The organism is Saccharopolyspora sp. NPDC002578, assembly GCF_053592695.1.
The window spans coordinates 84,841-101,199 of the sequence record NZ_JBSFWJ010000008.1 but is presented as its reverse complement, the minus strand read 5'-3'; the positions used below and the strand labels follow the sequence as shown (position 1 = coordinate 101,199).

Annotated in this window: 9 protein-coding genes; 5 read left to right on the top strand and 4 right to left on the bottom strand. The window is 73.9% G+C overall.

Going from position 1 to position 16,359, the window contains the following annotated elements:
• Positions 1-267: 267 nt before the first annotated feature.
• Positions 268-1,356: a hypothetical protein gene (locus ACWD38_RS06690; protein ID WP_450123525.1), complete on the top strand. Its 1,089-nt coding sequence runs from the start codon at positions 268-270 to the stop codon at positions 1,354-1,356.
• Between the two features lie 53 nt (positions 1,357-1,409).
• On the opposite strand, the gene ACWD38_RS06685 is transcribed toward ACWD38_RS06690, so the two are convergent.
• Together ACWD38_RS06685 and ACWD38_RS06680 are read right to left on the bottom strand one after the other, a co-directional pair.
• Complete coding sequence (locus tag ACWD38_RS06685; protein ID WP_450123524.1) at positions 1,410-2,150, bottom strand: glycoside hydrolase family 16 protein; 741 nt, start codon at positions 2,148-2,150, stop codon at positions 1,410-1,412.
• A gap of 54 nt (positions 2,151-2,204) precedes the next feature.
• Complete coding sequence (locus ACWD38_RS06680) at positions 2,205-4,154, bottom strand: BTAD domain-containing putative transcriptional regulator (RefSeq protein WP_184480206.1); 1,950 nt, start codon at positions 4,152-4,154, stop codon at positions 2,205-2,207.
• Between the two features lie 379 nt (positions 4,155-4,533).
• Here ACWD38_RS06680 and ACWD38_RS06675 point away from each other — a divergent pair, with 379 nt between their 5' ends.
• The 4 genes from ACWD38_RS06675 to ACWD38_RS06660 are packed head-to-tail and all read left to right on the top strand — an operon-like array spanning position 4,534 to position 9,975.
• Positions 4,534-6,054 carry a hypothetical protein gene (locus ACWD38_RS06675; protein ID WP_450123523.1) on the top strand — a complete coding sequence of 507 codons (1,521 nt, stop codon included), beginning with the start codon at positions 4,534-4,536 and terminating at the stop codon, positions 6,052-6,054.
• A gap of 11 nt (positions 6,055-6,065) precedes the next feature.
• Positions 6,066-6,557 carry a hypothetical protein gene (locus ACWD38_RS06670; protein WP_450123522.1) on the top strand — a complete coding sequence of 164 codons (492 nt, stop codon included), beginning with the start codon at positions 6,066-6,068 and terminating at the stop codon, positions 6,555-6,557.
• Positions 6,554-9,049: an Hsp70 family protein gene (locus ACWD38_RS06665; protein WP_450123521.1), complete on the top strand. Its 2,496-nt coding sequence runs from the start codon at positions 6,554-6,556 to the stop codon at positions 9,047-9,049. Before ACWD38_RS06670 ends, ACWD38_RS06665 begins: the two co-directional genes overlap by 4 nt.
• A complete protein-coding gene (locus ACWD38_RS06660; protein ID WP_450123520.1) occupies positions 9,043-9,975 on the top strand; it encodes an OmpA family protein in 933 nt (310 codons plus the stop codon). Before ACWD38_RS06665 ends, ACWD38_RS06660 begins: the two co-directional genes overlap by 7 nt.
• A 162-nt stretch (positions 9,976-10,137) precedes the next feature.
• Here ACWD38_RS06660 and ACWD38_RS06655 read toward each other — a convergent pair whose 3' ends face one another.
• Entirely contained in the window at positions 10,138-11,220 is a 1,083-nt protein-coding gene (locus ACWD38_RS06655; RefSeq protein ID WP_450123519.1) for a cytochrome P450, read from the bottom strand.
• Positions 11,217-16,316: an amino acid adenylation domain-containing protein gene (locus tag ACWD38_RS06650; RefSeq protein WP_450123518.1), complete on the bottom strand. Its 5,100-nt coding sequence runs from the start codon at positions 16,314-16,316 to the stop codon at positions 11,217-11,219. The genes ACWD38_RS06655 and ACWD38_RS06650 overlap by 4 nt, the downstream gene beginning before the upstream one ends.
• Between the last annotated feature and the right edge of the window lie 43 nt (positions 16,317-16,359).

The window sequence follows — 16,359 nt, the reverse complement described above, 5'->3', positions numbered from 1 at the left end:
GCGGGACCGTGCCGGTCCCCGCGGCGCTCAGCGGAGCACCGGGTCACCGATCTGTGCGCGGCACGTGGCCATCCCGGTGGTCATCGTCGCGCAGCTTAGCCCACCGGCGACGGTGCGGGACCGGTTTCCTGGCTCGCGGCGCAGGCGACCGCGCATGACCGGGCGGGTCCTCGTCGACGCTCAGCCGTACCGCTGCGAAATTTCGTGGCGGGGACGGGTTTTCGCGTGTTCTGCTGCACGCGCCTCGGATCGCGGGAGGGGGAACCTATGTCGATCGAACCGCACGTGCTGCTCGCGGGTCCGCGCGGGCGTCGGCTGTGCTTCGAGCTGGCGCGGGTGCTGGGGCAAGGCACACCGGAAGGCATCGCCCTCCACCGCGCGGCCTTCTACGCGACGTACGACCTCGATCTGGCCCGTGGTGAGGCGGGCGTCCTCTTCGGCCCCGGAGCCGACCTGCCCAGGCCGCACCCGACTCCCGGTGAGGTCGCCGAGCTGCTGGTGGACGTGCCGCTGCGCGAACCCGGCGAGCGGGAACTGGCGCACGCATTGGCGGCGGCGGTCGACCGCGCGCGCTACTGGCAGGAACCGGACGGCGGGGACGTCCTGATCGCCGGGCCGGAGTTCCACGCCCCGCTCGGGCGGATCGCCGCCCAGGTCGCCACGAGCGCCGCGGCGCACTGGTGGGCGGCGGGGATCGACCCCACCGCGCAGTGCGTGGTGGAGTTCAGCGATGCGCCGGGGCGCACGCGCTCCGGAGCCGCGGCCGAGAACCTGGTGCGGTGGCGGGAGAACGAGGACGAGGGCGAAGCCCGCTCCCGGGCGCGGGCCCGCGAGCTCGGCGCGCCGGTCAGCGGGAGCTGGTGGTCCGCGCCGGTGCTCGCCGACCTGCTCCACACCACGCGGCGCCTCGGTGAGCTCGGTCCGGCGGGCCTGCGGTTCGTGGAGGACTCGATGGGCTGGGAGCGCGCGACGGTCCGCGACGTGGCGGTCCCGTCCGACGTGGCGGTGCACGAGATCGACGGGCCCGAGGCGTGGGCGCGGCTCTGCCGCCGCTTCCCGCTGGAGGTGACCGCCGGGCGACGGCACGACTGGTTCCGCGCCACGGGCCGGGACGGGCGCTGGGTGATCCCCGGCTGGTCGGCGGTGGCGCGGGAGTTCGACGCCGTGCACCTCACCGCGGCCGGTTACCTCGCAACCGCCGGGCTCGCCGTTCCCGTCGAGGACGGCCTCGCCTCGGTGCTGGCGGGCTGGGACCCGGACGCGACCGCGTGGCTGACCGACACCGCCCGGCCGGACCCGGTGGGTCAGGAATGGCTCGACGACGACGATGGAGGCTGGCGACCGGTGCGGGCCTGAGCTCGGAGCATCCGCCCGGCCGGATCTCCGTCACCTGCCGAGGATTCGGCGGTTCAGAGCCGGTACTGCCGGATCCGATCCACCTCCATCGCGCCGGTGCCGCGCGGGCCGCCGTCGGGGAACCAGTCGAGCTGGATCGTGGGGTGCATCGCGCGCGGCGGGATCGTCTCCGGATCCTCCGAGCGGAAGAACTCGACCCCGTCGACGTAGCCGATCACGTGCTGCGGCGTCCACTCGACGGCGTAGTCGTGCCAGGTCGTCATGTCCACGGTCCGCTCGGCGCTGACCTGGTCGTTGTTCTCCCCGTAGTGCAGGAAGAACTCCAGCCGCCGCCGCTGCGGAACGGACACCTCGGAATAGTCGACCTCACCGCCCACCGGGAAGTCCTCCGCGTCCGGCCACAGGATCAGGACCTGGTGGTACGCGGCGGTTCCCGGCGTGTACCTCGCCCGCGCCTCCCACCGGCCGTGCAGTTGTCCCGGTTCCCAGGACACGCCGCCGGTGGTGCCGTCCTCGGTGCCGTCGATGCGCAGCACGCCGTCGGCGACGCCGACCTGCTCCGGTGAGCGGACGCCGTTGCCCGCGTGGCCGGGACCGTCGTAGAGGTTCCAGCCGGGGCCGAGTTCGTCGCCGTCGAAGTCGTCCTCCCGCACCAGATCACCGGCCCAGCCGAACCGGGTCGCGGCGCTGCCGGGGTCGGCGGCGGCGCTGCCGGGTGCGGCCAGCAGCATCGGAGTCAGCACGAGAGCGGATAACGCGGACGCCGTCGGACGGCGCGACATGCGGAACTGCACAGGACCTCCCCAGGCCGAGGGTGCGCACGGGCCCGGCGTCGGGGAAGCCGACGATCATCGGAGCCCGTAGCGGTTCACCACATCTCGGGCGAGCGTATAGGTCTCCGGCGTGACGTCCACGTACTCGTGGTCCCAGAAGCTCCACGCGAACAGGCCCTGCGCGGTGAGCTTCGAGATCTGCCGGGGGGCGAAGACGCGCTCCAAGTCGCTGCGCGCGCGGGCGCCCGTGCCGTCCTTGTCCGGCCCGAAGTTCGACACCATCACCGGTCCGTACCGGCTGAGCCGGCCGACCATCCGGTCGACGTCTTCGGCGTTGTCCTCGTCCTGGAACGCGTTGAAGCTCTGGAAGTCCGACACCGTCATCACGTCGGAGAACTGATCGACCATCGCCTCGCGGCGGGCGGTCGATTCGGGAGTCGAGCCGTCGGTCTGCCAGCCGTCCCAGTTCAGCGCGACTCGTGCGTTCGGCGCGTACCGGTGGAAGATCTGCCGAACCTGCAGGTAGCGGTCCTTGAGCGCCAGGTAGTAGTTCGTCGTCGCCGGGTCCTTGTCGTAGCCGTGGGTGGTGCAGGCGACCTTCTCCATGCCGTTGAACATCGACACGTACAGCGGCGGCCCGTTCTCCGCACCGGCGAAGGACGTCGCCAACCGGCGCATGTCGTCGAGGAACCGCGGGGACATCTGGTACGCCTGGCCGCAGCCCGGTCCGCGCGGGGTGTCGACCGGTTCGCCCTCGTCGAAGGTGGGGGCCACGAGCAGGTGCAGCGCGGTGCCCGCCGCGTAGTGCTTCGGGAGCAGGTCCCGCCTCCAGGACTCGAACCGGGGGAGGTCGTCGGGATCGTCGTACCAGGTGGTCAACATGCCGATCGGAGCTTGGTAGAACAGCGGCTCGCGGGACGCGGCAGGGGCCTCGGGGCCCAGGCCGAACAGCAGCTTCGGGTTTTCGCTCGTCCCGGCGGGATAGGTGGGCACCGGTCGCTTCGGGGCTATCGCGTCCAAGCGCAGCTCCGGCGGTACCTCGGCGGCGCGATCCGGCGGCGGCGCGGCCGGGCGGGTGACTGCGACGACCCCGGCGACGATCAGGGCCACCACGACGGCGACCGTCCCGGCGCGGGCCGCGAACGGCAGCGTCAGCCACCGCTGGGCGGGATTCGTGGCAGCGGACTTCGGGACGTCGCGCGGTAATGCGCTGTCGAGCGCCTCTTGCGGCGGTGCGGGTGTGGACGTGGCCTTCGGGGCGGGATCGTCGTCGGCGAGCAGGTCGGCGTACAGCGCGCGGAGCCGCTGGCCGGGGTCGATTCCCAGCTCGTCGGCCAGCTCCCTGCGCGCTTCGCCGTAGGCCGCCACCGCCTCGGCCGGTCGCCCCGCCGCCCGCAGCGCGGTGATGAGCAGTTCCCAGGCCGATTCGCGCAACCCGTTCGCCGCGGTGAGCTTGCGGATCTCGTCGGCGGCTTCGTCGGGGCGGCCATCGGCGATGAGCGCCTCGGCGAGGGTTTCCTGCGCGTGCGCCCGGGTTTCCCGGAGTTCTTCCACTTCGGCGAAGCCGCCCGTCCCGGCGGTCTCCCGCATCGGATCGCCCCGCCACAGGCGCAGCGCCGCGCGCAGCGTCCGCACCCCGGCGGCCCGGTCACCGTCGTTGATCGCCGCGCAGCCCGCGTGGACGAGGTCGGTGAAGGCGCCGGTGTCGAGTTCCCCCGGAGCCACCACGAGCCGGTAGCCGCCGTGCCGGCTCTGGATCGGGGATTCCTCGCCCTCCCGCGTGCTCAGCCTGCGCAGCTGGTGCACGTAGGTCTTCAGGCTGCCGCGGGCCGTCGCGGGCGGCTCCGCCCACAGCGCCTCGATCAACTCGTCGTTGCCGACCCAGACGTTGGGGCGCAGCAGCAGTTCCGCCAGCAGCAGCCGCGGCTTCTCCGCGTTGACGGTGTTCAAGGTGCCGCTCGCGTCGCGCACCTGCACCGGCCCCAGCACGAAGTACCTGATGGCGCTGGTGTCTGGTTCGGCCACATCGGCTCCTCGCTGCACCGGGATCTTGGAGGTCGCCCGGAGTCTAGAGCGTCGGATACGCAGCGTGTCCGCACATTCACGGATTCGATGTACCGCTGCTGAACCGCACTTGACCTGCGGTGGACCCGATGTCGGCAGAGTCGGTCCGGTGATCGACGGCGAGCGGATCGGTTCGGCGGTTCGGCGGACTCCACCCGGAGGTGTGGTCGGCCGGCCGCCGCGGAGCGACGCCTCTGCGAAGCACTGGGGGTGGGGGCGTCGCTCCGCGCCACCGCTGGGTCGACCCGCCGGGCGCGCGGGGCCGTTCCCGTTGCACTGCAAGGCGGCAACGGTGCAACGGCTCCGTGCGCCGTGGACCGACGAGAGAGGGGACGGGGACATGAGTCCCACCGATCTGGGCACCGCGCTGCGACCGCTGGCCGGCCCCGGGCTGTACCACGGCAACGCGTTCCACCTCACCGGGCTTCCGGTGGGCGCGACGGCGCGGCTGATCCGCAGCAGGCGGGCGGAGACCGAGCTCGCCGCGCGGCTGGGCACCTCTGCGGGCGTGGGACCGCACATCGATCCGCAGGACCTGCGCGCGGCGTTCGAGTCGCTGGGCGACCCGGTGCACCGCCTGATCCACGAAGTGCTGTGGCTGTGGCAGGCCGACGACGCGGTGCCCCCTGAACTCGCCGCGCTGTCGGCTCGCGGTGCGGAACTGCGGTTGCACCGCGAGGCGATGGAGGCGGAGCCGTCCCGGAACGCGCTCGACGCGGACCGGCTCGACGAGATGTGGCGGCGCGGTCTCGCCGCGTGGGCGGAGGTCCTGTCCTCCGAACGGCTGTGGGACTGGGCCACGGCGAGAGTGGGCGAGCTCGACGATCCGCGGCTGACCAGGGGCACCGTGCGCAGGCTCCGGGAGTCGCTGCCGGTGCACATCGTCGCGGTGCACGCGGCGCTGACCGCGCTGGCCGTCGAATCCGGGGACGAGGACGCGGACCGCTTCGTGCGGTTGGCGGACGAGTCCCCGTTCGACGACGACGTCGTCGAACGAGGGTTGCGCCAAGTGACCCGGGTTTGCGAACAGGGCATCCGGCAGGCGTGCGAGGCGGCGCGGCGGGCCACCGCGGCGGATGCGGCCGAGTCGGCTCGCGAACTGCTGGACCGCACGGCGGTGCAGCTGCGGGTGGTGGCGACGATCCTCACCGACCGCGATCCGCTCGTGCCCGCCTTGCGCGACGAGGTGGCCGCCGCCGCGAACAAGGGCGCGGTCGTGCACTACGAGCACAGCGGCGGCTGCGGACCGGTGCTGGGCGTGCTGCACCGTGCTCGGGAGCTGGCGATGGATCCCGCGACGATCGAGCTCATCGACTCCAACCTCGCGGTGGTCGGACGCGACCCCCACCTGCTCGCGGTGGCGGCGCTGTGCGAATCGGGCCGGGTGGACCGCGCCGCCGGCTACCTGCGGGCCCTTGCTCGGCGCCTCCACGACGAGCAGGAACGGGAACGGCTCGTCGAGCTGCTCGCCGACGGGACGGAGCCGAGGGCCCCGGTGGAGCGGGCGCCGGGTGACGGATGGCTGGGGCCTTTCGCCGGTCTCGGCTGGGTCGGCACCAGGCCCGGTCGTGAAGCCGGGACCCACATCGCGACGCACGTGCTGGTGGTGCCGTTGCTGCTCCTGATCGTTCCGCTCGCCGCTTACGAGCGGGATTCGCGCTACTTCTACGCGAAGGTCCCGCTCAGCACCTTCAGCCGCTGGTGGCGGCGGGGGATGGGGGTGCTCGGCGCCGTGGGGGCGACGTGGGCCTTCGGGGCGGTGGTCGCACTGCTGATCCTCGGCGCGGTCGCGGCGGGCCTGCTGGTGCGGCGGTGGCACCTGCACCGCTGGTTGCGGGAACAGCGGACCGGAGCGGAATGAGGGGCGACGTGATGTTCAGCATGCGCGGGAACATCCGGCAGCGACGGTTCCCGCCGGAGTTCCGCATCGAACCGGCGGCCGTGGCCGCCGAACCGGCCCCGTCGACGGCGGCGCCCGTGGTCGCGCCAGAGCAGGCCGTGGAACCGCAGGCCGTCGTCGACCTGACCGACCCCGTGCTCGCCGAGGTCGTGACGCACCTCTGGCGCACCACGCGGAAGGTCCTCGGCGAAGGCACCGAACCGGACCGGTCGCGACGCCCGGGCGTGCGCCACCTGCGCGCGGCGTGGGAAGCGCTGGCGGCGGCCGGCATCGAGGCGCACGACCACGACCGGCTCGACTTCGACCCCGGCATGGCGCTGGACGTCTCGGCGTACGAGCCGAGACCCGGGATCACCAGGGAAGTCGTGGTGGAAACGGTGCGGCCGTCCGTTTACCGGGCCGACCGCTGCATCCAAGTGGGACAAGTGATCGTCGGACGACCGAAGGGAGACAACGAGCGATGAACCGGACGATGATCGATTTCGGCATCGACCTCGGCACCACCAACAGCGCGATCGCGGTGGCCGGGGGAAGCGATGCGGCGGTGGTGCGCAACAACCACCACCGCGAGTGCACGCCGTCCGCGGTGTACGTGAGCCGCACCGGCAAGGTGTACGTGGGCGACATGGCCAAGGACCGCGTCGCGGCGGACCCGGAGAACGCGTGCTCCGAGTTCAAGCTGCAGATGGGTGTGCAGGGCAGCGGCAAGACGTTCGAGGCGGCGCAGCGGACCATGTCCCCGGAGGAGCTCTCCGGCGAGGTGCTGAAGTCGTTGCGCGGCGACGCGCAGAAGGCCTTCGCCGAGGCGATCGGGTCCGCGGTGATCACCGTGCCCGCCGCGTTCGAACTCGACCAGAACGACGCCACCCGGCGTGCCGCCGAACTGGCCGGGCTCGGTTTCGCGCCGCTGATCCAGGAACCCACCGCCGCGGCGTGGGCCTACAGCGCGGGAGAGGCCCCGCAGCGCGCGTTCTGGCTGGTCTACGACCTCGGTGGCGGTACCTTCGACGCCGCCGTGATCAAGGTGGACGACGGCGAGTTCGTGGTGGTCAACCACGCCGGGGACAACTTCCTCGGCGGCAAGCTCATCGATTGGGCCTTGGTCGACGAGGTGCTCATCCCGGCGGTGCGCGAATCCGGGTTGACCGGTCTGACGCGGGACGACCCGCGTTCCGCGGGCAACGTCGCGAAGTTGAAGGCCGCGGCGGAGAGCGCGAAGATCCAGCTCTCGAACACCGACTCCGTCGACGTCGTCGTGGAGCTCAAGGACGATCAAGGCGCCGACCTGGAGTTCGCCTGCGAGCTGACCCGCGCCCAGGTGGAACGGGTGGCCCGTCCGCTCTACGTCCGCTCGATCGCCCTGTGCCGGCGGGCGCTCGACGAGAAGGGGCTCGGACCCGGTGACGTCGAACGGGTGCTGCTCGTCGGCGGCGCGACGCTCGCCCCGTCGCTGCGGGAACTGCTCGCCGATCCGGTCGAGGGGCTGGGGATCCGCTTGGACCACAGCCAGGACCCGGTCACGGTGGTGGCGCGGGGAGCTGCGATCTTCGCGGGCACCCAGCGGCTGCCCGCGGCGAAGGACCGGCCGGTGCCGCCGGGACAGGTGGCGCTCGACTTCGAGTACGAACCCGTGGGACCGGACACCGAACCGCTCGTCGGCGGGCAAGCTCGCGCCGAGCGACCGCAGGAATGGGCGGGCAGCACGATCGAGTTCGTCGACGCCGCCGCGCGCCCCGCGTGGCGCAGCGGGCAGATCGCGCTCACCGCCGAAGGCGCGTTCACCACGCGGTTGCGGGCGGCGGAGCAGACCACCACGACCTTCGCCGTGGAGTTCCGCGATCCGCAGGGCACCCTCGTCGACACCGATCCCGCTGAGATCGGGTATCGGCACGGCACTGTCGGCAGGCCGCCGGTGCTGAGCCATTCCGTCGGGGTCGGGCTCAGCGACAACGACGTGGCGTGGCTGCTGCAGAAGGGAACGGAACTGCCCGCGAGCCGACGGGTGGTGCTGCGGACCGCGGTCGACGTCCGGCGCCACAGCGACGCCGGGCTGATCCGGGTCCCGCTCGTGGAGGGGGAGCGGGAACGCGCCGATCTCGACACGCTGATCGGCGGCCTGGACATCCGGCCCGACGAGGTCCGCCGCGACGTGCCGGCGGGTTCCGAGATCGAGGTGTCGCTGCGCATCGACCGGAGCTTCAGCCCGCGCGCCGACGCGTACGTGCCCGTGCTGGACGAGGAGTTCGAGATCGAAGTGGACCTGGGCCGCACCCGGACGACGGATGTGGCGCTGCTGCGCCACGAGTACGACCAGCTGGACCAGCGCCACCGGAACCTCCGGCAGGAGGCCGCCGAGCTGGAGGCGCCGTCCGCGCTGCAGCAGCTGGACCGGCTCGCGGAGGACGGCGTGCTCGCCGAGATCCGGCGCCTGGTGTCCGCGGCCGAGGTCGATCCGGACGCGGCGCCGACCTGCGCGTCGCGGATGCGCGACGCGGAGGCGGTGCTCGACGACGTCGACGACGACCTGGAGCTGCCGAGGACGATCAGCGAAGCCCGGTCGTTGCTGGAAACGGTCCGCGATCTCGTCGCCAAGGCCGGCAACGATGCGGATCACCTGGACTTCCGCGCCGCCGAGGCGGCTTTGACCGCGGCCGTCAAGGTCGGTTCCCAGACGATGATCCGCCGCCAGATCGAGGCGCTGCAACGGATTCTGCGACGCATGTTGGAGAACGCGGGCGTGCTCGACGCCGTGGTCTTCGGTCAGTTCGAGCGGGAGTTCGCCCAGCACGCCGACCGCGACGTGCAACGGCTGCTCAAGGACGGCAAGAGGTACCTGGCCGGGGAGGACGCGCACGGCCTGCGGACCGTGCTCGCGGAGCTCCGGCGCAGGCTGCCCGAAGGACCGGCCGGCCGGACCGGGCACGGGAGCACCGTCACGGGAGGCACGCGGTGGTGACGGCGACGGAGACCGACGTCCGGGACCGGGAGTCGCGCCTGGCGCATGCGAACCGGCTCGCCCGCGCCGGCCGGTACGCGGGCGCCCGGCACGTCCTGGCGGAGCTGGGCGGCCGGGACGCGACCGACCCCGACGTGCTCGACCTGCTGGCGCGGATCTGCGCCCAGCAGGGCGAATTCTCGGAAGCCGACGAGTGCTGGTCCCGCGCGCAGGAGTTCGGCGACGGCTCGCCCGCAGCGCGCGACGGCAGGCGGCGCATCGCCGAAATCCGGGACCGCGGGCGATCGGGAGCGGGCAGGCCGGTGCTGTGGGCGGCGGTCGTCGCCTGCTTGGCCGCGTCGGTGACGGGCGGTGCGCTGGTCGTCCGGGGCGACCGGGCTGACGCGGAAGTGCTGGCAGGCCTGTCCCGCGCCGAGGACGCGCAGCGCGACCTGCAGGACCGGTTCGCCGATCTGCGAACGGAACTCGCCGGGACGGTGCCGGGGCGGCAGCGGTCGCTGGACGAGCTGCAGGCCGAACTGTCCGGGACCTCGCTGGTGCTGGAGCGCGACGGGGACGTGCTGACCGCGGTGTTCCCGATCGGCCTGTTCTCGCGGACGGTCGTCCTCTCGGCGGAGGGGGAGGCCGCGCTCGGTGAACTCGCCGGGCACCTGCGGCGGTTCGGGTCGGAGGTGGACCTGACGGTGGTCGGCCACGTCGACGGCGTGCGGGTCTCCGACGACGGCCGGTACGACGGCAACATCGAGTTGGGGCTGTCCCGCGCGAAGGTGGCCGCGGAAGCGCTGGTCGCGGGCAGCGGCATCCCGCCGTCCGGAGTCGCGCTGACCAGCGCCGGCGCCGCCCGACCACCGCACCCCGGCACCACCGCCGAGGGCCGGGACCGGAACCGGACGGTGACGCTGCGGATCAGCCCGAGTCGGCGGTGACGACCTCGGCGCCCGGCGTTGCGCACGTCGACTTCCGGGGGGCGGGAGTTCGTCGGTCCAGCGCGGGATTCGCCCGCGAGCCGCCACCGACCGGCCGTTCGCACCTGCTCGGCGCTGCGCCGAGGCGATCATCCGCCGAGTAGGTCGAGGCCGCCGTCCGCCTCATCGCAGTACGAGGGTCGCCGGGCCGCGGAAGGTCGGGTTGTCCCGCCAGCGCAGCTCCTGCACCGCCATGTCCGGCAGCGCGCGGGCGAACGCCGTCACCGTGGAAGCGGCGATCGCCCGCGCGAGCGGGGCGCCGATGCAGAAGTGCGGTCCGCCGCCGAACGCCAGGTGATCGCGGCGGGCCGGGCCGTGCGCCGGGCAGCGGGTGGGCATTCCGGGCGCGGCGAGGACGTCCTCGCCGTGCAGCGCGACCATCACCAGCGCCCCGGCGGGGATCTCGGCGTCGCCGAGCGGGACCGGCCGCAGCGCGAGGCGCGCGACGTGCCCGACCGGGGCGAACAGCTCCAGCGCCCGCTCCACGACCGCGTCGGCCTCGGCGCCCGACGGATCGGCGGCTACCCGGTCGGACAGGCCGTTGGAGACCAGGTACCACAACGCGAACCCCACCAGCCCGGACGTCGTCTCCATGCCGCCGAACAGCAGCATCGACGCCGTCGCCAAGCGCTCGGCGGGATCGCCCGGCGCGACGGTGGGCATGGCGCCCGGTACGTCGAGGACGGACGTCGCCATCTCGTCGAGCGCGGCCTGCGCGGCGCGGGCCCGGTCCGCCCGGTAGGACGTCGCGAGGAACGCCGACACCGCCCGCGCCCAGTCGTTGAGGCGCTCGTGCGCCACGCCGTCGAGGTCGAGCAGCGCCGCGATCCCTCGCGCCGCGACGACGTCGGCGATCGCGGGCACCACGTCGCCACCACCGGCGGCGGCGCACCGCCCGACCGCCGCGTCGGCGATCCCGGTGAGGACGTCGTCGAGCTCGCGGATGCGCCGGGTCGCGAACAGGTGCGCCACGGCCTGGCGCCGCTCCCGGTGCGGTTCGCCGTCGAGGGTGACGAACCAGCGGCGCAAGGCGTCGAGCAGCGGCGCGCACTCCGCGCGCACCTCGGGCGGCAGGAACGCGACGGTGGCCGCCTCCAAGGTCTGCGCCGACAGCGCCGGATCGCGCAGCGCGCGCCGGACCAGCTCGGGGTCGGTCACCACCCAGCAGTCGAACGTCTCGTCGTAGCGCACTCCGGGGACGTTCACGGCCGCCTCCCTTCCAAGATCTCGCCGATGCGCGGGCCGACCGTGAGCATCGAGTGCGGGCGCATCATCTCGTTGTGCCCCACGTCGAACAGGTGGCCGCGGACCTCGCCGTCGACCAGCGGCTGCCACAGCGCACGGCCGTCCGGCACGGGGCCGTACTGCGGGCGGTCGGCCTGCAGGTGCTCGACGGTGCCGCGGAACACCGGGTCACCGAAGGTGGCCGCGATCGGGGCGGCGTCCTTCATGCAGCGGCGCAGGCCCGCGACGACCTCGTCGTCGAGCCGGACGTCGGTCAGCGGGGCGGCGGCGCCGAGCGTCGTGAGGTTGCCGATCGCGTTGCGCTGGAACTCCGCGACCTCGTCGTCGGTGAACTCGTCGACCGGGCGCTCGTAGCCCGCCGCGTGCGACGGCGGGTACGAATCGACCAGCACCAGGCTCTCGACCTCGTCGCCGTCGTCCTGCAGCGCGCAGGCCACGGCGAACGCGATCAGCCCGCCGAGGGAGTAGCCGAGCAGGCGGTACGGGCCCGACGGCTGGGTCTCGCGGATCAGCTTCGCGTAGTCGCGCACCAGGTCGGGCGTGGTCAGCGGCGGGGCGCCCGGGTCGCCGAGGCGCGGGGACTGGATGCCGTGCACCGGGATCGCGGGGTCCAGGTACGGCAGCAGGTGGGCGTAGGACCAGCACAGCCCACCGCCCGGATGCATGCAGAACAGCGGACGCCCGCCGTCGCCGGGGCGCAGCGTCAGCAGTCGCCGCGTCGCCCCGTCCTCGGCGCGGCCGTGCACCCCGGTGACCAGCCGGGCCACCCCCGCCGCGGTGGGTGCGCCGAACAGGGACCGGACGCCGAGTCCGACGCCGAGCTCGTCGCGGATGCGCCCCACCAGCGTCGCGGCCATCAGCGAGTGCCCGCCGAGGTCGAAGAAGCTCTGGTCCGGTCCGACTTCGGGCCGCCCCAGCACTTCCGCGAACAACCGGCACAGGGTGCCTTCGACCCCGCCGGTCGCGGGCCGTCGCACCGGCGCCACCGGCTCCGGTGCGGGAAGCCGGTCCCGGTCGAGCTTGCCGTTCTCCGTGCGGGGCAGCTCGGGCACGGTGACGATCTGCGCCGGAACCATGTAACCGGGCAGGCGACCGCGCAGCTGTTCGCGGAGTCCGGCGCCCAGCTCGGCGGACCGCGGGGCGACCGGGGTGTTCGCCGTCGCGCCCGCCCCCGCGAGCACCGCGGCGGGCGGCGGGTTCCCCTCGCGGTGCACCAGCACGTCGACCGCGTGCGCGTCGTCCGCCGCGAAGTCCACCCGCCCCAGGTATCCGCAGGCTTGCGCGGCGGCCAGCAGGTCGACCGGCTCGACCGGATCGCGCCGGTCCGGCGGGGCCGGGTCGGTTCGATCGCGAGCCGCGCGCACTCCGGCGGTGCGGGCGAGATCCGCCGCGAGGCGCCCGTTCGGAACGCCGCGCAGCACCACCGACGGCGCCCCGGAGGCGCGCAGCGCGGCCTGGAAGGAGGCGGGCCCGTCGACGTCGGCATCCCACCGCAGCCGCACCGGGTCCGGGTCGCGGAGCGCGTCGTCGGTGGAGAGCACCACGTCGTAGCGGTAGCGGCCCATCTCGGTGGTGCCGCTGTGCTGCAACGCGCTCTCCGCGCGGATGAGCACCGGGCTCGTCGACACGAGCCGGTCGAACCAGGCCGGTTCGAGCAGCAACTCCGATTCCGCGGCGCGGGCCCGGTCGGCCAGCGCCGCCAGTTCCGCGTCCGGCGGGGTGGGCTCGTCGGTGTCGGCGGCGCGGCGGACCGCCAGCGCGTCGTGGAACAGCGGGGCCAGGCCCCACCGGCGCACGTCACCGACCACGATCCGGCCGCCGGGGGCGAGCAGCGCGGCCAGCCCGTGCAGCACCTCGGCGAGGTGCTCGGCGTCGGGAAGGTACTGCACCACGGAGTTGACGACGATCGTGTCGAACCGGCCCGCCGGCAGGCCCGAGAAGTCGTGCGCGGGCTGGCAGCGCAGCACCAGCTTGTCGGAGACCTCCGGCAGGTCGGCGCAACGCCGGGCCACCAGGTCCAGCGCGGCGGCGGAGATGTCGGTGGCCCAGTAGTCGTCGCACTCCGGGGCCAGCTCGGTCAGCAGCAAGCCTTCGCCTACACCGACTTCGAGCAGGTGGCGCGGTCGCAGTTCGCGGATCCGGGCGACGATCCCGTCGCGCCAGCGCCGCATCTCCCGAACGGGGATCGCGCTGCGGTCGACGCTGTCGGACCAGCCGTGGAAGGCCTCCGCTCGGCCGGGCGCGGAACTGTCGTAGAGGCCGTCGAACATGCGCTGCCAGCCGCCGGTGTGCGCGTCCGGGTCGGCGGCCGTGCGGTGTTCCACGACGTAGCCGATCAGGCGGGCGTCGGCGCCGCGGTCGCCGTGCACCGCCACCGCCGCTCGCGACACCCGGGGGTGGGCCATCAGCGCCGACTCGATCTCGCCGAGCTCGATGCGGTGGCCGCGCAGCTGCACCTGGTCGTCGTCGCGGCCGAGGTGCTCCAGCTCGCCGGTGTCGCGGCGGCGCACCACGTCACCGCTGCGGTACATCCGGCTGCCGTCGGCGGCGAACGGGTCGGCGACGAACCGGGCCTCGGTCAGCTCCGGCCGGTTCAGGTAGCCGGCGGCGACACCGGTCCCGGCCACGTGCAGCTCACCGGCCACGCCCGGCGGCACGGGACGGCCGTCGCCGTCGAGGACGTGGCCGTGCAGGTGCGCCAGCACCGTCCCGATCGGCAGCGGGCCGGTGCCGTCGGCCTCGGCGGCGGTGATCTCCTGGCCGCTGACGAACACGGTGGTCTCGGTGATGCCGTAGACGTTCCAGAGCCGAGCGCCGGTGCCGGGCGGCCGGGCGAACCAGCGCGACACCAGCTCGCGGTCGAGGGCCTCGCCGCCGACCAGCACCCAGGCGAGGTCCGCCGCTTCCGGGCCGTGCGCCGCGGCGTCCAGCAGCGCCGCCAGCGCGGTCGGTGTCTGGCTGAGCACCTGCACGCCTTCCGCCGCCAGCAGGCTCAGCAGCAGCGCCGGATCGCGCCGTTCGGTGTCGGTGGCCAGCACGACCCGCCCGCCGGTCAGCAGCGCGCCCCAGACCTCCCAGACGGCGAAGTCGAACGCGAACGAATGCGTCGACGCCCACACCGCGCCCGGTCCGACCGGGAACCAGCCGCTCGCGGCGTCGAGCAGGTCGAGGACGTTGCGGTGGGAGGTGACGACCCCTTTCGGGGCGCCGGTCGATCCCGAGGTGTAGATGACGTACACGGGATCGTCCACATCGGACGGTTCGGGCGCGGCACCGGGACCGGGCGGCGCCGGGTCGAGCGGGTGGCCCGCCGGATCGATCAGCACCGCCGGGAGCTCCGGCCCGGCGTGGTCGGGATCGGTCGTCACCACGGCGACGGGCGCGGCGTCGGCGCACACGAACTCCCACCGCGACCGCGGCCCGCCCGGCTCGACGGGCAGGTACGCCGCGCCGCAGCGCACCACGGCCAGCGCCGCGATCACCATCCCCGCCGATCGGGGGACGACGACCGCGACCCGCCGCCCCGGACCGGCGCCCAGCCGGGCCAGCCGCTCGGCGAGGACGTGCGCGGCGCGGTCGAGTTCGCGGTAGGTGGTCGTGACGCCGTCGCACACCACGGCGATCTCATCCGGCCGGGCCGCCGCGACCTCGTCGAACGCGGCGGTCAGCGTCCGGGCCGGACCCACCGGCCGGGGAGCGGGCGGGGCGGTGAGCACGGCGTGCTCCCGCGCGGTGGTCAGGCCGATCTCCGCCAGCGGCCGCGCCGACGCCGCCGGGTCGCCGACGACGTCGAGCACCCGTGCGAGCAGCGCGCCGAGGTCGGCGCTGGTGCGGGTGCGGTCGGTGCCCGGACCGGTGAGCGTCTCCAGCAGCATCTCGTCCGACGACACCATCCGGCCCCAGAACGAGGGCACGTCGACCGCGCTCATGACACCGCGGTCCTCGCGCGCCAGGCACGGCCCGAACGCGACGTCCACGACGGGCGGCAGCACGTTGAGCTGGGCGTCCACCCGGCCGGACAGCCGGCCGCGCCCACCGCCGTCGCGCACCACCTGCTCACCCCGGTAGCGCTGGTGCTCCAGCGCCGCGACCAGTTCGGACTGGGCCAGCGCGACGAGCTCGGCGACGTCGTGGACACCGCCGAGGTCGAGCGCCACCGGCACGATGTTCGACACCATCCCCGGCGTCTCGGCCTGCTCGGGGACGCGGGCGGCGACGGCCAGCCCCACCCCGACGACGTCGCGACCGGTGAGCCGTCGCACGAGCAGCCCCACCGCCGCCAGCAGCACCGCCGTGCGGCGCACCCGCAGCGCCGAGGTGACGCCCCGCAACCTCCCGATGACGTCGGGGCCGAGCACGTGGCGGGAGTAGGAGACCCCGACGGCCGGGTCGGGTTCGGACAGCGACGGCAGCACCGTGAGCCGGTCGAGCCAGTACCGGCGGTCCTGCCCGTGCTGATCCGAAGCGCGGTACGCGGCGTCGACGGCGACGAGCTCGGCCAGCGACCCGCCCCGGCCGGCGCGCACGGTCCCGCCGTCGGCGAGGTCGGTGTAGATCTCCGCGAGCCGCCGCAGCACCAGCGTCATCCCGGTGGCGTCCGAGGCCACGTGGTGGAAGTCCAGGTAGAGGTGGTGGTGCTCGGGTCCGAGGCGGAACAGCACGGCGAAGAAGACCTCACCTCGGGTGGGGTCCATCGGCACCGCGAGCCGCTCCTCGATGCCCCGGTGGGCGTCGGCGGTGGTGGCGTCCGCGCCGAGGTCGACGACCTCCAGCACCGGCCCGGAACGGGCGCCGACGGTCTGGACGGCCGAGTCGCCGTCCTCGACGATGCGAATCCGCAGCGCCTCGGTCTCGTCGACGACCCGGTGCAGGCTCCGTTCGAGCAGCGCGACGTCGAGCGGGCCGTCGATGCGGGTGCTCGCCCCGGTGCGGCAGCGCGCACCGGAACCGTCGAGCCGGTGCAGCAGCCACACCTCGTGCTGCCCGGCGGTCAGCGGCAGCGAGTCCGGCGCGGTGTGCTGGGCAACGGTGTCCCGCGGCGACGACGTGACGTCCATGGCGGCTCCTTCGGCTGGCGGGCGGCCCGATCTGGGGGACGCG